Genomic DNA, 20,947 nt, shown 5'->3' with positions numbered 1-20,947 from the left:
ATGGACATGACCACGACGAGCAGCGATGACGAAGATGCTCGTCGTGGTCATGCCACCGCCGAGCCGAAGCTCACGACCGCGAGATGCACGCATGGCCGAACGTTCCGACTCGGGATTCGACCTGACCCCTCCGCCTCCGGAGCAGCGCAAGCTTCTGGAGGGGGACCTGACGACCGATGAAGCGAACGTGCTGCTCGGTCAGGGCACGGAAGCGCCGTTCTGCGGCGCGTTCCTGAACGAGAAGCGCCCGGGCGTCTTCACCTGCCGGCTCTGCGGCCTGCCCCTGTTCCTCAGCGGGGAGAAGTTCGAGAGCGGCACCGGCTGGCCGAGCTTCACGGCGCCGTTCGACCGGGCGCACACGCGAGAGACGCGCGACACGAGTCACGGCATGGTGCGCACGGAGCTCCTCTGCGCGCGCTGCGGAAGCCACCAGGGACACGTGTTCCCGGACGGCCCGCCGCCCACGGGCCTGCGCTACTGCATCAACTCGGTGTCGCTGGGATTCACGCCCGCCGGCGAGCCGTTGCCCGACGCGCTGGGCCGCGGCGTCCCGGAGGGCGCGGCATGGCGCCGGTGACGGCATCGCGACCGTCCCGCAGGAGGGCTGAGATGGCGACGACCGAGACGGCGATCCTCGCGGGTGGGTGCTTCTGGGGGATGCAGGACCTCTTCCGGAAGCTGCCGGGCGTGGTGACCACGCGCGTCGGCTACAGCGGCGGCGACGTTCCGAACGCGACGTACCGCCATCACGGCTCGCACGCCGAAGCGATCGAAGTGGTCTTCGATCCGGCGATCCTGTCGTATCGCGATCTGCTCGAGTTCTTCTTCCAGGTCCACGATCCGACCACCGTGAATCGGCAGGGCAACGACGTCGGGACGTCGTATCGCTCCGGCATCTACTACACCTCCGACGAGCAGCGCCGCGTCGCCGAGGATACGATCGCCGACGTGAACGCCTCCGGCCTCTGGCCGGGGCCCGTCGTCACCGAAGTGCGTCCGGCCGGTCCGTTCTGGGAGGCGGAGCCGGAGCATCAGGACTACCTGCTGCGCCTTCCGGGCGGGTATACGTGTCACTTTCCGCGACCGGGCTGGAAGCTCCCGCGGCGCGCGAGCGCACGCACGGCCTGACGGCGGCGGTGCGTCGGCGACGCGGCGGGAGCCGATCGGGCATGCTAGGGGTTGCGCATGCGATTCGGCATCCAGCTCGGTATCGGCCTCGACGACGTCGCGCGGCTCCGCGATCAGGCCCAGCTCGTCGAGGAGCTCGGGTACGACGTCGTCTACTTCCCGGACCACCTCGTCTACGAGGGGCCGGAGCGCCAGCGGGTGCCGGGCCCAGCGTTCGACGCGATGGCGCTGGCGGTCATCGCCGCCGGGGCCACGCGCCGGGTGCGCATCGGGCACCTCGTGCTCTGCAACCTGCTCCGCCACCCGGCGGTGACGGCCCAAAGCCTCGCCACGCTCGACCACGTCTCCGGCGGCCGAGCGCTCGCCGGCCTCGGATCGGGCTGGACGGAGACCGAGTTCCGCATGACCGGCATCCCGTTCCCCCCGATCGGCGAGCGGCTGCGCATGCTCGACGAGTCGCTCACCTGCATCCGCGGGCTCTGGCAGGACGAGCCCTTCACGCACCACGGCGAGTTCTTCCACTTCGAGGGGGCCGACCTCGTCCCGAAGACGGTCCAGAAGCCGCACCCGCGGATCGTTCTCGGCGGCGGCGGCAAGGGGCTGCTGCGCATCGCCGCGCGCCACGCCGACGTGCTGAACGTCGTCCCCGCGGTCGGTCACCGCGGCCACATCTCGATGGCGAGCGTGGCCGCCCTCGACGACGACGCCACCCACGCCGCGATCGACTTCGTGCGGGCCGAGGCGGCGCGCAACGGCCGCGATCCGCAGGCGATCGAGATCAGCAACTTCGCCTTCACCATGCTCCTCGCCGACACGCCGGCGGCGTCACGCACGATGCGCGAAAGCCTGGCCGCAGGGCTGGGCGTCTCCCCGGAGGCGGCGGCCCGCGCGCCCCTGTCGCTCGTCGGCACCCCCGACGAGCTGGTGGCGGAGCTCCGGCGTCGCCGGGACGCGTGGAACCTGCGCGAGCTCGTCTTCCAGATGGCGGACGAGGCCGCCGTGCGCCGGTTCGCACGCGAGGTGATGCCGGCCCTGCGGGAGTGACGGCAACCGTGACCGCGTTCGCGGGTGGATATCGACCGGCTCGTTCCCGCCTCGAGCTCGGAGGGTGATCGATGAAGGAGACGGACGTCCTCCTCGTGGGATTCGGTTTCTCCGCCATCCCGCTCCTGCGCGAGCTCGACCGCTCCGGGGTGCGCTACACGATCGTCTCGGAGAAGGACGGCTCGATCTGGGCGTCGCTCACCCGCTCGACGGGGCTCGATTTCGACCTCGTCAGCTCGTACTACACGAGCTTCTACACCTTCGACCTGGTCGAGAGCTTCGGCGAGGACCGCTATCCGACCGCGCGCGAGTTCTACGACATGCATCTCCGGTACTATCGCCAGTACCAGGATCGCATCGTCGCCGACCGGGTCACGCTGATCGAGAACACGCGCGGCCGCAGCATCGTCCACACGGCGAGCGGCGAGCGCTTCGAAGCCAAGCACGTCGTGATCTCGACCGCGTATCGTCGCCGCGTGGTCGAGTCGCTCACCACGTTCGACTGCAGCATCCGCGACCAGACCGTCGTCTTCGACACGATCGGAGACTCCGCCAACCTCATGATCTCGAAGCTGGTGACGGGCGACAACACGATCATCTGCCTCCAGAACGGCTTCCTGGCCCTCGACAAGCTGCTCTTCATGGGGGAGCAGACCTACAGCCTCGACCAGCTCGAGGCGCATCAGATGGCACGGAGCTTCCCCCGCCTCTACGGCGCGGTGATCAACTTCAACTTCGTGCCGATGTACAAGGTCGTCCCGAACTTCAAGCCGGTCGCCGCGATCATGGCCCTCGTGCGGGGGGTCCAGCACGTGCTGGGACGCCTCTTCACCCCGGAGAACTTCCACGTGCCCTTCGCGGACACGCGGCGCGTGATCCGGGCCGACCGACCGCCGAAGGCCCACGTCCCGAACGGCATCATCGCGATCAAGTACTGGCCGATCGACACGTATGCGCGGAAGTTCGCCGAGGAGCTGCCCGAGCGGATCACGCAGGGCTTCCTGCTGAACGACCTCCCCTTCTTCGTGTCCGAGGGCCTGGTGAAGCTCTGGAGCAAGGACGACACCACGGTCGACGAGACGCGCAAGACCATCGAATGCGACGGGACGATCGTCCACTACGACCACCTGATCAAAGGCGACGCCGAGGTGCCGCGGCTTCCGCGGATCACCCACGAGCGGGACGGACGGGTCGTCGACTACGAGTACGTGTACCGCGAGAACCATCTCGGCGTGATCCCGCGCGTCCTCGAGAACGTCTACCTGCTCGGCTACACGCGGCCGCTCACGGGCGGCCTCTCCAGCATCACCGAGATGCAGTCGCTGCTCATCCACCGGCTGATCACCGACGACCCGTTCCGCGCCGACATGGCCGCACGCCTCGACGAGAAGATCGCGCGCTACGACCGGAAGTACTTCGTCACCACCGCGCCGGGTCCGCGCGATCACCTCACCTACTACGGCTTCTACACCGACGAGGTCGCGCGGGAGCTCGGCATCGAGCTGCGCCTCGCCGACTGCCGAAGCCTCCGCGACGTCGCGAAGTATCTCAGCTACCCGAACAACCCGGACAAGTTCCGGCAGACCGGCCGCTATGCGATCGACGGGTGCGCCGACTTCGTCGACCACGTCTTCACACAGCACGACGGCTTCAAGCTGGTCTGGCAGCTGGGCGTCACCTACCTGGGCTATCAGCTGCTGACGCTCGCGGTCTTCACCTCGCTGTTCCTCCACGGCTGGATCGGCGGCTGGGTGCTGGCGGCGGCCGTCGTCGGCCAGATGCTCTTCGGCTACTGGGCGATGATCCCGGTCACCAACAGCTGCCCCTTCTTCCGCACGAAGCTCCTGTCCTTCCTGCTGTACCTCCCGATGCTGCTGAACCCCGTGACGACGCTGCTGATCTTCCCGCTCGACTTCGTGCTGACCTACGCCCTGCGGCAGCTTCCGGGCGCGCGCTACCCGTTCAACGACCTCAAGAACAAGAAGAAGCACCGCGGGTTCTGGGAGCGGTACAAAGCGGTCTACAATCGCGTGCGACGACCGGCGGACGTGCGGCCGGCGGTGGGGAGCTGACCCGCGCTTCCGCCGCGCGCCGGCGTCGCCGCGACGTCGCGCGGCACCAGCACGGGGTCCACACCCTGGAAGCAATCTCGCGGCCATGTCGCGTCGCGCGACGTGCCGTGGCCGAACCACGCGCCGGCGTCCAGTCGGGCGGACATCGCGTCTCCCGAATGCGACGCACCCCGCGCGCGGCCGCACGAGCCGCGGGCGTGCGGCGCTCAGCATGCATCTTGCTGGCCCCCGGCGGCGACCGGGCACGGAGCCGGACCGCCCCACGCGAGGAGGAGCCGCGATGAACGAGTTCGAAGACGCATGGACGAACGCTGCACGTCACGTGGAGGGCGCGTTGGCGGGGCAGCTCGAGCCGCGGCAGGTGCAGCGGCTCGTCGGCTTGCTGCGCGCGACGAGCTCCCCCGGCGCGCTCTCGCTGGCCGCGCTCGGCACGAGGCCTGCCGGCGCCGGGGAGGGGGACGGGTCGGTCTTCCTACGCACGCTCGCCGAGGGCGCGGCGCAGCACCCGCGGGTGCGGGCGGTGGGCCTCGACCCGGAGCGCATCGAGGAGATCCTACGCGCGATCCTGGTCGAGCGCACCGGGATCGATCGCCAGGGCGTCGACGCCGAGCTGCTCGGACGGCTGCTGTCGGCGGGAGCGGAGCGCGCCGGGATCCCGATCCGCCCCGAGGAAGTGCCGCGTATCGTCCGTCTCCTGACCAGCGGGGAGTTCTTCGGCGACCTGGGCGAAACCACGGCCATCGTCGTCGACACCGTCCCGAAGATTCCCCTGGCGCTGCTGCGCGACGTTCCCGATCTGTGGAAGCTCCCCCGGGTGCTCCGCCTCGCGGTGAGACGGGACCTCGGCCTCCTCCTGCCCGCCGTGCCGACGCTGCTCGGCGATCTCCGCGACGGGCGGCTGGACCACCCGCCGGGTCTCCTCGTTCACACCATGCGAGCCCTCTACGCCATGACCACCCTCAGGACGATCGCCGAGACCATCTCCGCGCTGATCGACCCCGGGAACCAGTCGGTACGGCTCGCCATCGTGATCTACGCGCGCGCGAACGGGATCGACATCGAGGAGCGCCATCTCGATCTCCTGCGGGGCACCCTGCTCGACACGCAGGATCCGGACCTCGGCCCCGTACTCGCCGAAGCCATCGCGCTGCTGCGGACGCGTTACGGCGCCGACGACCTCGAGCGCGTGCTCGGGCAGCTCGCAGCCTAGGGAGATCGCGCCATGGGCACGTATCCGATCATCCTCGCGCACGGCATCTGCCGGTTCGACATCCTCCTGGCGCACACCGTGCCCCTGCACGACAATGGCCGGAGCGACTGCAGGCACTACTGGCGGCTGATCCGCAGCACGCTCACGCGCGAGGGGTTCTCGGCGCACCACGGGAACGTCCCGTGGGCCAGGGGAGTCCACGATCGCGCCACCGCGCTGCGCGAGGACGTGGAGCGCGTCCTCCGCGAGGCCGGCGCTCCCAAGGTGCACATCATCGGCCACAGCATGGGCGGACTCGATGCCCGCCACATGCTCTACGAGCATCGCGGCGACGCGATCCACGACAAGGTCGCGTCGCTGACGACGATCGGCACACCGCACCTGGGCACGTCGTTCGCCGACGTCGCCCTCGAGCCGGCGCGGCCGCTCCTCGTCATCCTGGCACTCCTGCGCATCGACGACCTCGACGGCTTCCGCGACCTGACGACCACCAGCTGCCGCGCGTTCGACCAGCTCGCCGCCGACTTCGAGCGCGGCTGCGGGGTTCGCTTCCGCACGATCGCGGGCGCGCAGGAGCAGGCACGGGTCTTCACGCCGCTGCGCGACTCCTGGGCCGTCATCCAGGCGTACGAGGGCGACAACGACGGCCTGGTGTCCGTGACCTCGGCGACCTGGCGTCCGGAGTATCTCCAGCACCCGGTGCTCGATGCGGACCACCTGAACCAGCTCGGCTGGTGGCACGTCACCGACCTGGGGCTGGACCTCGTCCCACCGTTCTCGCCCCCGAGCGGGGAGCGGCGCGAGGCACTCGAGCATCGCATGCAGACGTTCTACGTGGACCTGGCGCGCGAGCTGGCGGCGGCGTTCCCGTCCCCCTGAGGAGGCACGCACCGAGGTCGCGCACGAGCGCCCCCAGCCGCGCGTTCGTCGCGTGCTTCGCGTCGACGAGGCGCAGCCGCAGCAGCTCGCGTCCCGCCGCCTGCAGGAGCCGCGCCGTATAGTCGGGGTCGGCGAGGTCGGGGAACCGGCGGCGCAGCTCCCCCTCGAGGTAGCGGTGGACGTTGCGCTGCGCGGCGGCGAGTCGCTCGTGCAGGGCCGGCGGCGCGCCCTCCGGCGGGACGAGGAACAAGCGCCACGTCGCGGGATGCGCATCGAGCGCGTCGAGCACGCCTTCGAACGTGCTCGCCAGCGAGCCGGGGCGCCCGATCGCGGCGACGAACTGCGCGGAGGCCCGCGTGCCCTCGCGGTCGATCAGCGCGACGAACACGCCCGCCAGGTCGCCGAACTGCTGGTACAGCACGGGGCGCGTGATGCGCGCAGCGCCGGCGATCCGGCCCGGGGTGGCCGCGTGGAAGCCCTCGGCGTCGACGATCGCGTGCGTGACGTCGAGGATCTGCTCCCGGCGCTCCGTCGCGCTCAGCCGCTTGCGCATGCCCATCGTCGTTGACCTGGTAACTTACCACCTGTAAGAATGCAACTCGTGCACTACCCCGCGCTCGCGGAACGCGCTCGCAGCCAGCGCACCGCGCTTCCCGCCGTCTACGGCAAGATCGACTTCGACAAGACCCCGTTCCGCTTCACGCGCGACCCGGCCGACAGGTCGGCGCTGCCCGCGTGGGTCGCCCCGCGCCGGCCGCTCCTCGACGACGAGCGCGCGGTCGAGCTCGTCCGCTCGACCACGATGCTGGGCGACGTCGTCGCCGACCGCTACGCCGCGCTGCTCGGGCGCTATGGCCTGCAGGAGCTCGTCGGCATGCTGCGCCAGGCGTGCCGCGAGGGCGTCGAATGCGTCCCGGGCGCCCCCGACGAGCTGCGCGCGCTGATCGCGTCGATGGAGGCCAGGCCCACCTGGCTCGACATGGACCTCGTCGAAGAAGGCGCTCGCCACCTGCGCGTGAGCGCGGCCTACCTCTCGCCGTTCCTCATCCGCGGCGCGTTCCTGGCGACGTTCCTCAACAGCTATGCCGCGCTCCCCATGGCGCTCACCGGCGCGCTCTCGGAGCGCCGCGCGGCCTTCCGCATCAACGAGACGGCGAGCTTCTTCGCCGTCACCACCCTGCCCGGCGCGCTGGATCGCCACCAGGCCGGCTTCGAGGCGGCCGCGATGGTGCGGCTGATGCACTCGATCGTCCGCTTCAACGCGCTGACCCGCTCCGATCGCTGGGACGTCGACGTCTACGGCGTGCCCGTCCCGCAGATCGATCAGGTGCCCGCCGGCATGGTCAACGTCTACCTGCTAGCGATGCGCGCCCGCCGCCGCGGCCGCACCACCTTCGACGCACGCGAGCGCGTCATGCTCGAATTCAGCCGCTACCGCGCCTACCTGCTCGGGCTGCCCGAGGAGCTGCTGCCAGCGACACAGGACGACGTCATCCGCGTGGTACACGCGCGCGCCGCCTGTCTGCGGGACGACTTCGACACGACCTGCCACGCCCTCGTCGGCGCGACGATGGAGGCGTACCTGCGGCCGACGCGGACCCCGTTCGATCGCGCCTTCGACGCCGTCGAGAAGAGCTGGAGCAAGATGTTCCTGCTCGGCTTCCGCGGTGGTGACCGCAAGGCCGCCGCCGCCATGGGCGTGCCGATCCGCGCTGCCGACTTCGCCCGCGTCGCGCTCACGGCGCCGTTCATCCTCGGGCGCTTCACGGGCGTTCGTCTCGCGAGCCGCCTGCCCCTCCTGCGCAACGCGGTCGACGGCTACACGGTCCGCCTCGTCGGCAAGCGCCTCGCCGCCTACGGCCGGCCCGAGTACACCACCGACCCGTCGACCTACCGCGGCTGAGGGGGGCGCTCGGACGGCGTCGGTGCGCTGATCGCCGACCGCCGCACGGCGGCGCGCAACGCGACGTACGTCGGAGCGGGCGATTCAGAACGTCAGCTGATCGAAGCTCTCGAGGTTGATCGGGCCGAGCGGCGTGCACGCATTCGAATCGGCCGGTACCGCGAACGCCACGAGGCGTCGGTGATCGGCACAAAGTCGGCGGGCGGATTCCGGCGCCCCATGCGCGCGAAACGTCGTCGGTCGGGAGGACGCCTTCGGCCACCCCGAACGATACGAGCACGTTCGCGTGGGGGATGCGCAGGTACCCGCTTGCCGACGGGCGAGACGATCTGCATGAGCGCGTCCGAAGTCGGGTGCTTGCGCGCCGCATGCGCGGCGACCGGGCGCGTGAAGCCCGCCGCCAGGAAGGTGGAGACGGGGCGCCCGATCTGCCGTGTGTTCTCGGCGAGCGTCAGCGTCCCAGCGCCGGCAGGTCCGGCTGGCCGGCGTCGTACACGACGCGCTCGCCGTCGAGCCGCGCGTGTCTGGTCAGGGTGTGGATCTTCGGCGTCCCGGGCCCCACGACGTGCCGCACTTCGACGCCGCGGGCGAGGAGCGCGTCGGCGATGAGCCGGCGATGGCAGCGCCACGGCACGGCCTCGGCGCACATGATCGCCGTCGAACGCCGCTCGGCGTTCGCGAGCAGGGTCGCGAGCGCGTCCCGAAACTCGGTGCCGTCCATGTGATCGGCGTAGGCGCGGAAGCTCTCCTCACGCCAGGCACGATGCGGCGAGTCGGGCTGCGCGCGGCGGCGGCCGCCCAGCTCCGGCATCCAATCGTACCCGAACCCACGCTCCGCCAGCGACGTCGCGAGCGCGTCGCGGGCGAAGTGCGGATGCCGGCGCGAACCGGGGTGCCGTCGGACGTCGGCAACGGCGCGGATGCCGTGCGCGGCGAGCAGTGCGAGAAAGTCGTCGAGCGCGCGGGTGGAATGGCCGATCGTGTGGACGACCACGTCCGCGAGTGTAGCAGATGCGTGCGCAGGGAGATGCGCGCGGCGCCGGTCGCTCGGCGCATGCGATGCGGCCTGCAGGGCTCGTTGCCGGACCGATCGCGCAGGCAGGCGAGGTACGGCTTCCCGAGGCGCCCTTTCGCGCACGTCGGCGAAACGAAAGGCAGCCCGCCGGCGCTCGCGCGCCGCGGGACGATGGCGTAGGGCTCGGGCGTGGAAACGGCCACCGACGCCTTCATCGAGCGCTTCACCGTCGCGCCGACGGGCAGCGGGACGCTCGACGGTCTCCGCTTGGCCGTGAAGGACCTGATCGACGTCGCCGGGCATCGGACGGGCTGCGGCAACCCGCGCTGGCGCGAGACGCATCCGCCGGCGGTGGCGCACGCCGTCGCCGTCGAGCTGCTGCTGGCGGCGGGCGCGCGCCTCGTCGGCAAGACGATCAGCGACGAGCTGGCGTTCAGCATCATCGGCGAGAACGCCCACTACGGCACGCCGCGGAACCCCGCGGCGCCCGATCGCATCCCCGGCGGGTCGTCGAGCGGCTCGGCGTCGGCGGTGGCGGGCGGCGAGTGCGACGTCGGCCTCGGCACCGACACGACCGGCTCGGTGCGTGTGCCGGCAGCGAGCTGCGGCGTCTTCGGCATGCGGCCGACGCACGATCGCGTCTCCCTGGCGGGCGTCATGCCGTTCGCGCCGAGCTTCGACACGGTGGGGGCGATGGCGCGCGATCTTCCGACCCTGGCGCGCGCCATGCGGGTCCTCGCCGGGCTCGAGGATCGTCCCGCCGGCCCGTCGCCGCGGGTCGCGCTGGTGCGCGAAGCCTGGACGCTCGCCGAGCCGGGCGTCCTCGACGCCGGGCGCGCCTGGCTGGCGACGCACGGCGTGCACGCCGAGGAGGTCGGACTGGCCGACCTCGTGGGCTCCGAGGGCCGCAATCCGGCGACCTGGCTCGCGACCCACTGTCAGCTCCAGTGGGCCGAGATCGCGGCGTCGCTCGGCAGCTGGGTGGCGTCGGCTCGGCCGCAGTTCGGCGACCTGATCGCCGCCAACTTCCGGCTGCTCGACCAGGTCGATCGCGCGCGGCTCGGCGAGCGCGTGGCGCTCCGCGAGCGGCTGGCGGCGCGGCTCGGCGGCGCGCTCGCCGACGGACGGCTCCTCTGCATCCCCACGACCTCGGCGCCGCCGCCGCGCAAGGGCCATCCCTTCGGCGACCGCACCGACGACGCCTACATGACGCCGACGCTCACGCTGCAGACGTTCGCCAGCATCGGGCGTCTACCGCAGGTGACCGTGCCCGCCGGCATGGTCGACGGCGCACCGGTGGGCGTATCGTTCCTCGCGGGGGCGGGCGAGGATGCACGGCTCCTCGCCTGGCTCGCCGGCGTCGTGCGCTGATCGCCGGCGCCACGCTCGCCCAGGCGTGTATCCGGCGCGCCGGGCGTGGGCGCCGGGTCCGATCGCAGGACCGCGACACGAGTGATCACGCGCCTGCGCGCGCGCCGCGTCATCGGTTTTGCTTGCTTCCCGTTGACGCCGCCGCATGCGCTGCGATACCGCGAGTGCCTGGGGGGAGTCACTGATGCGCACCGTCTCGCCGATCGTCCGCTTGCTCTCGATGGCGCTCATGGCAGGCCTGTGGGCCGCCCCGGCAGTCGCGCAGATCGACGTCACCGGACGATGGAAGGTGACCCAGCACGAGACCACCTTCGGGTTCACGTACGAAAGCCTGTTCACGCTCGTGCAGGCGGGCTCCGCCGTGACGGTCGAGCCGCCGTCCGGGTACTCCGGCGGCACGGTCGATCCGCTCAGCGGCGCCCTCCACCTGGACGGTCAGGGCTCCTGCTTCAACATCTTCACCGGCCAGGTCATCATCATCCCCTGGTCCATCGACGCCGTCGTGGCGGCGGACGGACAGACGTTCACCGGCACGTTTCAGGAGTCCGTCCAACCGACGCGGAGCTGTTTCAACATCAGCGGGCCGCTCGAGGCCGTGCGCCTGCCCGAGACGTGCGGCAACGGCGTCGTCGACGACGGCGAGCAGTGCGACGAAGGCGCGAGCGGTGGAGATTGCTGCACGGAGCTCTGCACGCCGCGCCCGTCCGGATGGACGTGTGCCTCCGACGGCGCCGCCTGCACCGCGGGTGCCTCGTGTGACGGGGCCGGCACCTGCGTCCAGCACCTGAAGCCTGCCGGCACGCTCTGCCGGCTGCCGGAGAACGCATGCGACACGGCCGAGGTCTGCGACGGCGTCTCGTCGTCATGTCCGCCGCCGACCTCGCCCACCGAGCCCGACGTCGACGGTGACGGCATCCTCGACGGCTGCGACTTCTGCCTCGGCGGGCCGCTCGAGAAGGTCACGCTCCGCTTCGGCAGCTTCCAGCCGGGGCGCAAGGACTTCCTGAAGCTCCGGGCCGGCGTGCGCCTCCCGCCGGGGACGCCGTTCCACAACCCGCAGTTCGATCCCCAGTTCCTGGACAAGATCGTCACGCTGCGCGACGCGACCGGCCGGGCGATCGTCGCCGAGCGGATCCCCGGCACGACCGTCAGCGGCCCGCCCTTCGAATGGAAGCAGAAGGGCACCCGCTGGACGTTCGTCAACCGGGGCACCACCCTCACGCAGGTGGCGCGCATGCAGATGGGCCCGTCCCGTCGCGATCCGAACGTCTGGGACGTGCGCGTCGCCATCCCGCAGGGCGTGCTCCCGGACGACGCCGGCCCGCCGCCCTATGCGGTGGAAGTGGAGCTCTATCGCACCGGGAACCCGAGCGAGGACTGCGGGCGCACCGTGCTCGGCCTGCCGGGATCGCCCTCGCCGCGCTGCGCGGCGCCGAACGGGAGGGGCGTGATCGCGTGCAGGTAGGTGGAGGCGTGCTCGCTCCCCCTCTCCTCGATGTGGTCCCCGCGAGCACGCCTTCGCGAGGATGAATTCGGAGCGGCCCCGAGCATGGTCACGGTGACGGAGCCCTTCACGGTGGCGAGGCCGTAGCGGCCGAGGCCGAGAAAGGTCGACAGGCCCGCCCGGGAGGACGCCGTGAGAGAGTTCCCGCCGGTGCTGAAGAAAGCGTAGCCCGTGGCAATGTCTCCGGCGCTGAAGTCGATCGTCGTGTTGCGGCCGACCGAGCCCTGCCCGACGTACAGGTACGCGCGCGCCGCGCTCCGGAAGGTGAACGACGTACCCACCTCGAGGTGGCTCACCTTGACGTCGACGGCATCTCCGTCGCGCGTCGAGTCGATCTTCAGGCTTCGATCGACCTGCACAGTCCCTGCGTCGAGATCGTCGATGCCCTCGAGGCTGAGCGAACGAGCCGCGTGGAAGTCCTCGCCCATGACGAGCTGGTCGAAGGCGCCGCCGAGATCGACGGTCGCGTCTCGCTTGATCGTCACGGGCTCCCCCGCGAGGCCGATCCGCACGGTCTGCGCGGCGGCCGCCCCGCCCCGCACCTTGAGCGACCCGCCGATCGTCGCGGCAGTGCCGGGAATCGTCACGTCGGCTTCACCGGGGAGATCGAGCGTCAGCGATCCCGGGAGCGCCGAGTCGAGCGCGAGGACCATCGCCGCCACCGCCGTCGACGTGGCGGGGCTGCGGAGGATCGGGTTGGTCGGCGGCGGGGAGGACAGCAGCGAGCCGCTGACGCTCACCAGCAGACCGCCGTCGGGCATGCGCGTCGCCACCACGAGGTCGGCGTCGAGCTGGGTGACCGTCGTGGTCTTGCCGCTGACCGTGACCGCGAACGTCGCGGCGGCGGGGTGGGCTCCCGCCAGGAGAAGTGCGGTGCTCGCCATGCCGGCGAGGAGTCAGTAACCGTGTGCCCTGCGAATCATCGGATCGTCCCTCCTCGTTCTCGCGTTGGCGCGTCCGTTCAGCGGCTTGCGGCTCCGATCGCCGTCAGGGTCCAGCGCAGCAGCAGCTCGTCGGTCGACTCGAAGCGGACCACCCGTCCGGTGGTGCTGGTGCCGCAACGATAGATGCCGAAGACTCGAGGCCGGCGGCGGGCGACTCGCGATGATGCCCGGCGGCGACCGTTTGTCCTAGTCCGATCAGTGGACTAACCTGACTCCATGGCGATCATCGCGAACGTCCACGAGGCCAAGACGAACTTCTCGAAGCTTCTCGAGCGGGCGCACCGGGGCGAGGAGGTCGTCATCGCGAAGGCGGGCAAGCCGTACGCTCGGCTGGTGGCCGTGACGCCGCCTGGCGACCGCAAACCCGGGACGTTCCGGGGCCGCATCGCTGGGGATGTGCTGGGAGGAGTCGGTCCCGACGACTCGCGGTGGGGGTGAGCACCTTCCTCCTCGACACGTGCGCCCTACTCTGGTGGATGGCCGATGCCCCCGAGCTGGGCCGCACCGCACGCCGAACGATCGCCAAACCCGACAATCAGATCGTCGTCTCTGCCGCCTCGTTGTGGGAGATCGCGATCAAGCGACGCAAGGGACGTCTCACCGGCGTCGACGAGTACCTGGTGCGCTATCCGGAGCTACACGATCGATGGGGGTTCCTGCTCGCCTCGATCGATCCCGAAGACGCCGTCGTGGCAGGCCTGCTCGACATTCCGCACGATGACCCCTTCGACCGCATGCTGATCGCGCAGAGCCGACGTCTCGAGGCGCGGATCGTGACCTGCGACGAGGCGATCACGCGGCACGTGCGGCGGTGCGTCTGGTAGGCCGCCGGAGGCGGTCAGCGGCCCTCTCCTTTGCGCGCTCGCTCGAGGCGCAACTGCACCCCTCCGACGCCAGCAGGCCGGCAGGACGTATACCTTCTGCGGCGCCCCGACCGCGCCTGGGTTCGAGTCGTCGAAGTGGGGAACGCGCGCGTGGCGCGAGCTACTTCAAGCCTCGAAGTGGGGCGCGCGAGCGTGGCGCAGGCCATTTCAACTCCCGAAACGGCTCCGCACGCCTGCCGTGAGCCGTTTCAATCCCTGCAAAGCCGGTGCTGCCCACCCGGATCGGCCCTACACCGCGTCCGGCCCGAGCCGAACGAGCATCTTCCCCGCGTTCGCGCCCGTGAAGAGCCCGAGGAACGCCTCCGGCGCCTTCTCGATCCCCTCGACGACCGTCTCCTCCCACTTCAGCTTCCCCTCGCGCACCCACTGGCCCATCTCCATGAAGAACTGCGGGACCATGTCGAGGTAGTTCGTGACGATGAAGCCCTGGAAGGTGATGCTCTTGCCGACGACGAGGATGATGTTGCGCGGCCCCGGCGGCGGCTCGGTCGCGTTGTACTGGCTGATCATCCCACACGCGACGATCCGCCCGAGCCGATTCATCTGCTCGAGCGCGACCTCGAGGTGCTCACCGCCGACGTTCTCAAAGTAGATGTCGATGCCCTTCGGCGCCGCCTTCTTCACCGCCGCCCCGAGGTCGCCGCAGGTCTTGTAGTTCACGACCGCATCGACGCCGGCCTCGCGCTTCAGCCACGCGAGCTTCTCGTCGGACCCGGCCGAGGCGACGACGCAGCACCCCTTCGCCTTCGCGATCTGGCAGACCGCCGACCCGACGGCACCCGCCGCCGCCGAGACGAAGACCGTCTCGCCCGCCTTCGGCTGCCCGATGCGCAGGAAGCCCGAGTACGCCGTGAGCCCCGGCATCCCGAGCACGCCGAGGTACGCACCGAGCGGCGCCACGGTCGGATCGACCTTCTGCACCATGGCGCCGTCGGAGACCCAGTACTCGCGCCACCCGCCGCTCCCGAAGCCGCAGACGTACTCGCCGGCGGCGAAGCCAGAGTGCTTCGACTCCACCACCTGGCCGACGGAGCCACCGTCCATCACCTGCCCGACCTGGAACGGCGGGACGTAGCTCTCGCGATCCATCATGCGCCCACGCATGTACGGGTCGACGGACATGAACACGTTGCGGACGAGGAACTGGCCGTCGGCGGGGCGCGGCATCGGGACTTCGACGAGGGCGAAGTTGTCGGCGGTCGGGGTGCCGACGGGGCGGGTCTTCAGGTGGATCTCACGGGGCATGGGGTGCTCCTCCGGGGGCGGACTGTTTCACGGGTTCCGCAGTGACGCCATGCTCGGTGCGTTGAGCGGTTAATGTAGCGGGCACACGCGTGTCGATCACGACTCGACGCGGCTGCGTCCCGTCCAGCGAGCGCCAAGCGGCAGCAGACGTTTGAGTGGGGTCTTGGCGCACACCGTTCGCGCTGCGCGGAGGGCAGCGATTGCCGGTGCGGGTTCATCGGCCGGCTATGAGGCGACTTCCGATAGAGTCCGGCTCGACGTGCGCGACGGCGTGTGCGGACGTGCTTGGAGGCGATGGCTCAAAACACACGCGCCAAAACGCTGGGCCGTCGCGACGCTGCGCAGCACGGGTATCTTTCCGGATGGACGTGCTACAGGGTTGCTTCGTACGCATAAGGAGCCTACATTCGCCCGCCATGCGAGTTCGGTCCGCATGCTCGCCGGCGAAGCTCATCGCATCCTCGGCGAACGCCCAAAAGCTTCCCAGCGGCTCCGTTTATCAGATGGCTCCCCGAGAAGCCCTCGCCAACGCCGATGGCTTGAGGAATGCGGCACCGGCCAGCAGCGTCCCCGACGCGCCCCGCGGGGTGGATCGGCCAGCACCACTCCGCCACTGCACTACGCGTGGAGCATCGTCGGGACGCGCGGCGCCAAGCCGCTCAACTCAAGCGAACGCTCCGATTCGGACGGATGGCTAGTCCGTGACTTCAGCAGATCGCGCGCGAATACTCGCTCCGAGCAAAAGCGCAGCGTTCGATGCTGCCTACCGGCAACATGCGAGCACATTCCGAACATGGCTGATCGCGTTCGGGGTAGGGCTGCCTGTATTCCTTGCCAGCAACGACCGGATCCTGAGGGCATTCGTACGTGCCCCACACGCGCGCTGGATCGCATTGCTGTTCCTAGGTGGGGTGATTCTTCAGGTACTGCTAGCGCTCGTAGACAAGTACGCTGATTGGTTCTGCGTTTCAGCGACCGACGATCGGCGAAGTACGGATTCGTGGAGAGCAACGCTCGGTGTTTGGTGGCTCCTGCACGACTGGCCAAGCGTCGCGGTAGACCTCGCTTCGATCGCGTGCTTCTCCATCTCTGCGTATGCGGTCTTGAACCTCCTGTGTGAGATCTGACGGTGTGCGGACAATCCCGTAGCCATCGAACACTTTCCAACGCGGGCTTGCAGCGGCCGGCGGCTGGCACCGACGGCATCCCGTCGCTGAACTAGGCTGCAGAGCCAGTGGACGTCGAAGCTTTCCTCGCCTTTCTTCAAGGAGCCACGTCGAGTTCCTCGGCACTCCTGTTGGCGGCAGCCTTCCTCGCGGCGCTCCTCGCGAGCTGGTTCCTAAAGGGCCTACTAACCGAGAGTGGAAAGCGTGCCGCTCAAGGGATTTCGCCCGGCACACCTGCTGCCGTCGCACGTGTCATCGCCATAAGCCTCGGCTGCGGAGCGACCTGGATCGCCCAAGCCTACCTTGCGTTCTTTGCGTTTTCTTTCGGGCTCGGCGCATTGTGGCTGCCCCTGACCCTGATCGCGAAGCCTGAGCCATGGAAGAATGTCCTGGTGATCGCGCCCTTCTCCGCGGTGCTCTCGTACGGTTGTCTCCGCATTCTTCGTCACGCCGGGTCGTGGCGTCGAGACCTCCTTGCGGGCCTCCGAGTTGGGAACTCGACTCCCGAAACGTAGACCGGGTTTGATTTCCAAAGTGGCAGGATCCTTCGGCCGGCACGGAGCCGAGAGCCCATCCTCTCGATGATGACAAAGGAACACTCGCCCAATGCCTGACAAGCACCCTTATGTCTCGGCGCCTGGCGGACTCGTTCAGGTGATCACGCACCTCCGCAGGTCGTTTCCGGCCACCGTCACGGCTGAGACACTCCGCAAGCTGGGATACGCCCCGAAGAACGAGAGCTACGTACTGAACGTTCTTCGTCATCTCGAGATGATCGATGACCAAGGTCAGCGCACAGCTGACGCGCAGACCATCTTCTCGCAGCACGACGACACTGCCTTCGCGAAGCAGTTCGCCGGCCTCGTCAAGAAGGCGTACTCAAGCCTTTTCGAATTGCATGGGGAAGCCTCGTGGACGCTCGACCAGGAAGCGCTCATCACGTTCTTCCGATCCTCGGATCAGACGACCGACATCGTGGGCAAGCGGCAGGCGAGCACGTTCCAGCTGCTGGCCGGCTTCGCGGGCCACAAGGACGTTCCAGAAGCGAAGGGCAGGAAAAAGGACGCCACAAAGCAACTAGTGCGTCCTGCGAAGCGCAGTGCTGCGCCCCCTAATCCAGGCGCGACACACGCACACGCGAAGGATGCCGATGACGCCCCGAAGGACCCGGCGGTCGGTGGATCAGCCGTGGGGTTAACCGTGCGTATCGAGATCAACCTGCCTGCAGACGGGGATCAGGACACCTACGATCGCATCTTCAAGAGCATCCGCGACAACTTGCTCAATGGCTAACGCACTCGGCGTCTTCGAAGCCATCGTTCGCCGGGCTGGGCGACACACCGAGGCGCGCTCCCAGCCAACAGGAGGCACACATCCGTTCGACGAGCGGGACATCCATCCGGGACTTCCTTCGGTCGTGCGCGATCTGTTCGACGACGGGCACTATGCACAGGCGACGTTCGAGGCGTTCAAGCTTGTCGACAAACAGGTTCAACAGCACTCCAAGCTCGGCGAGTCCGGCTTCAAGCTTATGATGCAGGCATTCGCCGATACGTCGCCGGCGATCCAACTCACTCCTCTATCCACAGTGAGCGAACGCGACGAGCAAAAGGGCTTCCAGTTCCTCTTCGCCGGCTCCGTTCTTGCGATTCGCAACCCCAGGGGGCACGAAGTGTCGCTTCCCGATGGCCCTGACCGGTGCTTGGACCACCTGTCACTTGCATCGCTGCTATTGCGACGCTTGGACGAGAGCGGTTTCAGGTGCGCATCCTAACCTGAGCTGTCAGAGGCCGGTGCTAGCGAGCGTCGCGGAGACAAGAGCGATCTCTCACACGCGCTCGATCACCGTTCCCGTCCCAAGCCCCCCACCACAGCACATCGACACCAACCCATACCTTCCGGCCGTCCGTTCCAACTCATGCAGCGCGGTCGTGATGAGCCGCGCCCCCGTGGACCCCGTCGGGTGCCCGAGCGCAATCGCCCCCCCGTTCGGGTTCACCCGCTCCGGGTTCGGCCGCAGCTCCTTCTCCCAGGCCAGCACCACCGACGCGAAGGCCTCGTTCACCTCGAACGTCGCGATGTCGTCGATCGTGAGACCCGCCTCCGCGAGCACCTTGCGCGACGCCGGGATCGGCCCCTTCAGCATCGTCACCGGATCGACGCCGACGAGCGTCGTCGATACGATGCGCGCCCGCGGCGTGAGCCCGAGCCGCTTCAGCCCCTTCTCCGACGCCAGCAGCACCGCCGACGCCCCGTCCGACACCTGCGACGACGTGCCCGCCGTGTGGATCCCGTCCGGCTCGACGACCGCCTTCAGCGCCGCGAGCTTCTCGAGCGACGTCTCGCGCAGGCCCTCGTCGCGGTCGACGAGCTTCGTCTCGCCCGTCGGCTTGCCGTCCTCGCCGAGGATCGGCGCCTCGACCGGGACGATCTCGCGCGCGAAGCGGTTCTCCTTCCAGGCCTGGATCGCGAGCTGCTGGCTGCGGAGGCCGAAGCGATCCGTGTCCTCGCGGGTGATGCCGTACTCCTTGGCGATCATCTCCGCGCCCTGGAACTGCGTCTTGAACGCGTAGCGGCTGCGGTAGGCCTTCGAGAGCGGGGAGCCGCCCTGCGAGTTCGAGCCGAGCGGGACGCGGGTCATCATCTCGACGCCGCAGGCGAGCGCGACGTCTTCGATGCCGGCGCCGACGAGCGCGGCGGCGATCGACGTCGCCTGCTGGCTCGAGCCGCACTGGCTGTCGACCGTCGTCGCGGCGACCTCCATCGGCAGGCCGGCGGCCAGCCACGCGCAGCGCGCGATGTCGAACGACTGCTCCGCGACCTGCGACACGCAGCCGCCGATGACCTGGCCGACCTGCGCCGGGTCGATCTTCGCGCGCTCGACCGCGGCCTTCTGCACCGCGCCGAGGAGATCGGCCGCGTGCATGCCCGCGAACCCGCCCTTGCGGCGCCCGATCGGGCTCCGCACTGCCGATACGATGTACACGTCCTGCATCCGGTGGGCTTAACGCGAACCCGGTGCGTGACGCCAGCGTCACACCCTCGGCACGCCCCGCCGGCGCCGGCCACGCCGAGACCGTCCTCGTCGCGCGCGGACCGCGCGGCCCATGGACTTACGCTCATTCGGTCGTTTACCTTCGCAAGTCATGGAGTCGGTCACGCTGTCGGGCAGGTACCAGCTCGTGCTGCCGCGCGGCGTGTGTGACCGGCTCTCGGTTCGTCCGGGCTCGAAGCTCACCGTCGTCGCCAAGGGCGGAGTCATCTACCTCGTGCCCGAACGTCCCATGAAGGCCTTTCGCGGCATCGTTCGGGGCGCCACAGGCGAAGGACTGCGCGACAGGAAAAATCGGTTCTGACGCTCGGCGATGCGAGCGGCGGGATCGAGGATCTCGCGGCCTGCTGTCGGCTGATCGGTTCGCTAGCACCTCCAGTGGTGCGACCGACTCGGGTGAGCGCGATCGAGGTCTACAAAGTCCTGCGGCGCGATTTCTCGGAAGAGCGCGTACTGGAGGCGGTGGCGGCCATGCACCGCGCCGAGGTCGTCCCGGTCGACGAGACACTCGCGCTCGAGGCCGCCGACCTGTCATTGGCGCATCGACTCGCGATGGCCGACGCGATCATCTACGCGACGGCACTCCGCACCGGTGCGACCCTCGTGACGGGCGACGCCGACTTCACGGCACTGCCGGACGTCGTCGTCATTCGCTGAGCGCCTCACAGCGTCGGCACGCCCCGCCGTCGCCGGCCGCGCGGAAACGCCGCGTCGATGCGGGCGATCTCGCCCGCCGTCAGGCGCAGGTCACCGGCCGCCGCGTTCTCCTGCGCGTGCGCGACGCTCGACGCCCGCGGGATCGTGAACGTCCCCGGCTCGCGCACCAGGAACGCCAGGGCAACCTGGAACGGCGAGACGCCGTGCGCGTCGGCCACCGTCTGCAGCACGCGCCCGCCGGCCGAGCGCGGCGACGGGAACGCGCCGGACCCGAACGGGCTGTAGCCGACCATCGCGACCTCGTGCGCGCGGCACCACGGCAGCACCGCGTGCTCGATGGCGCGCTCCTCCAGGTGGTAGAGCACCTGATTGCAGGCCGGCGTCCCGAGCGCGGCCACCTCGGCGAGATCATCCTCGTCGAAGTTGCTGACGCCCCACGCGGCGATCTTGCCCTCGGCGACGAGCCGATCGAACGCGGCGACCGTCTCCGCCAGCGGATGCCGGCCGCGCCAGTGCAACAGGTAGACGTCGAGCCGCTCCGTCCGTAGCCGGCGCAGCGAGCGCTCACACGCGGCGATGGTCCCGGCACGCGACGCGTTCTCGGGCAGCACCTTCGAGACCAGGAACACCTCGTCGCGCCGCCCGGCGAGCGCCTCGCCCACCATCTCCTCGACGACGCCGCGGCCGTACAGCTCGGCGGTGTCGACGTGGGTCATGCCGGCGTCGAGCCCGGCGCGCAGGGTGCGGACGACGCCGGCGCGCGACGCCTCTTCGAGCTGCCACGTCCCCTGCCCGACCACGACCACGCTCCCGCACGCACCGAACGACCGCTCCTGCATGGCGGCCATCCTAGCGTGATCGTCGCGGGACGGG

Annotated in this window: 20 protein-coding genes; 14 read left to right on the top strand and 6 right to left on the bottom strand. The window is 69.6% G+C overall.

Annotated features, from left to right (window positions below; genetic code table 11):
• Positions 1–91 precede the first annotated feature (91 nt).
• The 5 genes from msrB (at position 92) to KIT14_08620 (ending at position 5,454) form a co-directional block, all read left to right on the top strand.
• Positions 92–577, top strand: a complete 486-nt coding sequence (gene msrB / locus KIT14_08640; GenBank protein ID MCW5890606.1) for a peptide-methionine (R)-S-oxide reductase MsrB — start codon at positions 92–94, stop codon at positions 575–577.
• 32 nt (positions 578–609) lie between these two features.
• On the top strand, positions 610–1,128 hold the full coding sequence (gene msrA / locus KIT14_08635) for a peptide-methionine (S)-S-oxide reductase MsrA (protein MCW5890605.1): 519 nt from the start codon (positions 610–612) through the stop codon (positions 1,126–1,128).
• 57 nt (positions 1,129–1,185) lie between these two features.
• Complete coding sequence (locus KIT14_08630) at positions 1,186–2,172, top strand: LLM class flavin-dependent oxidoreductase (GenBank protein MCW5890604.1); 987 nt, start codon at positions 1,186–1,188, stop codon at positions 2,170–2,172.
• Between the two features lie 71 nt (positions 2,173–2,243).
• Complete coding sequence (locus tag KIT14_08625; GenBank protein ID MCW5890603.1) at positions 2,244–4,244, top strand: thioredoxin reductase; 2,001 nt, start codon at positions 2,244–2,246, stop codon at positions 4,242–4,244.
• A gap of 280 nt (positions 4,245–4,524) precedes the next feature.
• A complete protein-coding gene (locus tag KIT14_08620; protein ID MCW5890602.1) occupies positions 4,525–5,454 on the top strand; it encodes a hypothetical protein in 930 nt (309 codons plus the stop codon).
• 742 nt (positions 5,455–6,196) lie between these two features.
• On the opposite strand, the gene KIT14_08615 is transcribed toward KIT14_08620, so the two are convergent.
• Positions 6,197–6,874 carry a TetR/AcrR family transcriptional regulator gene (locus tag KIT14_08615; protein ID MCW5890601.1) on the bottom strand — a complete coding sequence of 226 codons (678 nt, stop codon included), beginning with the start codon at positions 6,872–6,874 and terminating at the stop codon, positions 6,197–6,199.
• A gap of 51 nt (positions 6,875–6,925) precedes the next feature.
• Between KIT14_08615 and KIT14_08610 the strand changes: the two genes are divergently transcribed.
• Positions 6,926–8,236: a DUF2236 domain-containing protein gene (locus tag KIT14_08610; GenBank protein MCW5890600.1), complete on the top strand. Its 1,311-nt coding sequence runs from the start codon at positions 6,926–6,928 to the stop codon at positions 8,234–8,236.
• 451 nt (positions 8,237–8,687) lie between these two features.
• Here KIT14_08610 and KIT14_08605 read toward each other — a convergent pair whose 3' ends face one another.
• The gene (locus tag KIT14_08605; protein ID MCW5890599.1) at positions 8,688–9,554 is read right to left on the bottom strand and encodes a DUF488 domain-containing protein; all 867 of its coding nucleotides are present in this window, start codon (positions 9,552–9,554) and stop codon (positions 8,688–8,690) included.
• Here KIT14_08605 and KIT14_08600 point away from each other — a divergent pair.
• Positions 9,441–10,622, top strand: a complete 1,182-nt coding sequence (locus KIT14_08600) for an amidase (protein ID MCW5890598.1) — start codon at positions 9,441–9,443, stop codon at positions 10,620–10,622. The genes KIT14_08605 and KIT14_08600 overlap by 114 nt on opposite strands.
• 184 nt (positions 10,623–10,806) lie before the next feature.
• A complete protein-coding gene (locus KIT14_08595) occupies positions 10,807–12,087 on the top strand; it encodes a hypothetical protein (protein ID MCW5890597.1) in 1,281 nt (426 codons plus the stop codon).
• Here the strand turns inward: KIT14_08595 and KIT14_08590 are convergent.
• Complete coding sequence (locus KIT14_08590; protein MCW5890596.1) at positions 11,973–12,899, bottom strand: hypothetical protein; 927 nt, start codon at positions 12,897–12,899, stop codon at positions 11,973–11,975. The genes KIT14_08595 and KIT14_08590 overlap by 115 nt on opposite strands.
• A gap of 387 nt (positions 12,900–13,286) precedes the next feature.
• Here KIT14_08590 and KIT14_08585 point away from each other — a divergent pair, with 387 nt between their 5' ends.
• Together KIT14_08585 and KIT14_08580 are read left to right on the top strand one after the other, a co-directional pair.
• A complete protein-coding gene (locus KIT14_08585; protein ID MCW5890595.1) occupies positions 13,287–13,508 on the top strand; it encodes a type II toxin-antitoxin system prevent-host-death family antitoxin in 222 nt (73 codons plus the stop codon).
• Complete coding sequence (locus KIT14_08580; protein MCW5890594.1) at positions 13,505–13,894, top strand: type II toxin-antitoxin system VapC family toxin; 390 nt, start codon at positions 13,505–13,507, stop codon at positions 13,892–13,894. Before KIT14_08585 ends, KIT14_08580 begins: the two co-directional genes overlap by 4 nt.
• A 288-nt stretch (positions 13,895–14,182) precedes the next feature.
• Here the strand turns inward: KIT14_08580 and KIT14_08575 are convergent, their stop codons facing one another.
• Positions 14,183–15,199 carry an NADP-dependent oxidoreductase gene (locus KIT14_08575; protein ID MCW5890593.1) on the bottom strand — a complete coding sequence of 339 codons (1,017 nt, stop codon included), beginning with the start codon at positions 15,197–15,199 and terminating at the stop codon, positions 14,183–14,185.
• A 1,772-nt stretch (positions 15,200–16,971) separates the two neighbouring features.
• Here KIT14_08575 and KIT14_08570 point away from each other — a divergent pair.
• Positions 16,972–17,658 carry a DUF5343 domain-containing protein gene (locus tag KIT14_08570; protein ID MCW5890592.1) on the top strand — a complete coding sequence of 229 codons (687 nt, stop codon included), beginning with the start codon at positions 16,972–16,974 and terminating at the stop codon, positions 17,656–17,658.
• Positions 17,651–18,139: a TIGR02391 family protein gene (locus tag KIT14_08565; GenBank protein ID MCW5890591.1), complete on the top strand. Its 489-nt coding sequence runs from the start codon at positions 17,651–17,653 to the stop codon at positions 18,137–18,139. Before KIT14_08570 ends, KIT14_08565 begins: the two co-directional genes overlap by 8 nt.
• Before the next feature lie 54 nt (positions 18,140–18,193).
• Here KIT14_08565 and KIT14_08560 read toward each other — a convergent pair whose 3' ends face one another.
• Positions 18,194–19,360 (bottom strand): steroid 3-ketoacyl-CoA thiolase, encoded by a 1,167-nt coding sequence (locus tag KIT14_08560; GenBank protein ID MCW5890590.1) that lies wholly within the window; start codon positions 19,358–19,360, stop codon positions 18,194–18,196.
• Between the two features lie 151 nt (positions 19,361–19,511).
• On the opposite strand from KIT14_08560, the gene KIT14_08555 reads away from it, so the two are divergent.
• Positions 19,512–19,721: an AbrB/MazE/SpoVT family DNA-binding domain-containing protein gene (locus tag KIT14_08555; GenBank protein ID MCW5890589.1), complete on the top strand. Its 210-nt coding sequence runs from the start codon at positions 19,512–19,514 to the stop codon at positions 19,719–19,721.
• Between the two features lie 92 nt (positions 19,722–19,813).
• Positions 19,814–20,074 carry a type II toxin-antitoxin system VapC family toxin gene (locus tag KIT14_08550; GenBank protein MCW5890588.1) on the top strand — a complete coding sequence of 87 codons (261 nt, stop codon included), beginning with the start codon at positions 19,814–19,816 and terminating at the stop codon, positions 20,072–20,074.
• Positions 20,075–20,079: 5 nt separating this feature from the next.
• Here the strand turns inward: KIT14_08550 and KIT14_08545 are convergent, their stop codons facing one another.
• A complete protein-coding gene (locus KIT14_08545; GenBank protein MCW5890587.1) occupies positions 20,080–20,913 on the bottom strand; it encodes an aldo/keto reductase in 834 nt (277 codons plus the stop codon).
• Between the last annotated feature and the right edge of the window lie 34 nt (positions 20,914–20,947).

This window comes from bacterium, from assembly GCA_026129405.1.
Taxonomy (GTDB): domain Bacteria; phylum Desulfobacterota; class Binatia; order DP-6; family DP-6; genus JAHCID01.
This window is presented reverse-complemented; position numbering and strand designations above follow the sequence as displayed.

Excerpts from the sequence above, each read along its gene's own strand:
- msrB (MCW5890606.1), top strand. The coding sequence starts at position 92 with ATGGCCGAACGTTCCGACTCGGGATTCGACCTGACCCCTCCGCCTCCG.
- msrA (MCW5890605.1), top strand. The coding sequence starts at position 610 with ATGGCGACGACCGAGACGGCGATCCTCGCGGGTGGGTGCTTCTGGGGG.
- KIT14_08630 (MCW5890604.1), top strand. The coding sequence starts at position 1,186 with ATGCGATTCGGCATCCAGCTCGGTATCGGCCTCGACGACGTCGCGCGG.
- KIT14_08625 (MCW5890603.1), top strand. The coding sequence starts at position 2,244 with ATGAAGGAGACGGACGTCCTCCTCGTGGGATTCGGTTTCTCCGCCATC.
- KIT14_08620 (MCW5890602.1), top strand. The coding sequence starts at position 4,525 with ATGAACGAGTTCGAAGACGCATGGACGAACGCTGCACGTCACGTGGAG.
- KIT14_08610 (MCW5890600.1), top strand. The coding sequence starts at position 6,926 with ATGCAACTCGTGCACTACCCCGCGCTCGCGGAACGCGCTCGCAGCCAG.
- KIT14_08605 (MCW5890599.1), bottom strand. The coding sequence starts at position 9,554 with ATGCCCGGCGACGTCGATCAGGTCCTTCACGGCCAAGCGGAGACCGTC.
- KIT14_08595 (MCW5890597.1), top strand. The coding sequence starts at position 10,807 with ATGCGCACCGTCTCGCCGATCGTCCGCTTGCTCTCGATGGCGCTCATG.
- KIT14_08585 (MCW5890595.1), top strand. The coding sequence starts at position 13,287 with ATGGCGATCATCGCGAACGTCCACGAGGCCAAGACGAACTTCTCGAAG.
- KIT14_08575 (MCW5890593.1), bottom strand. The coding sequence starts at position 15,199 with ATGCCCCGTGAGATCCACCTGAAGACCCGCCCCGTCGGCACCCCGACC.
- KIT14_08570 (MCW5890592.1), top strand. The coding sequence starts at position 16,972 with ATGCCTGACAAGCACCCTTATGTCTCGGCGCCTGGCGGACTCGTTCAG.
- KIT14_08565 (MCW5890591.1), top strand. The coding sequence starts at position 17,651 with ATGGCTAACGCACTCGGCGTCTTCGAAGCCATCGTTCGCCGGGCTGGG.
- KIT14_08560 (MCW5890590.1), bottom strand. The coding sequence starts at position 19,360 with ATGCAGGACGTGTACATCGTATCGGCAGTGCGGAGCCCGATCGGGCGC.
- KIT14_08555 (MCW5890589.1), top strand. The coding sequence starts at position 19,512 with ATGGAGTCGGTCACGCTGTCGGGCAGGTACCAGCTCGTGCTGCCGCGC.
- KIT14_08545 (MCW5890587.1), bottom strand. The coding sequence starts at position 20,913 with ATGCAGGAGCGGTCGTTCGGTGCGTGCGGGAGCGTGGTCGTGGTCGGG.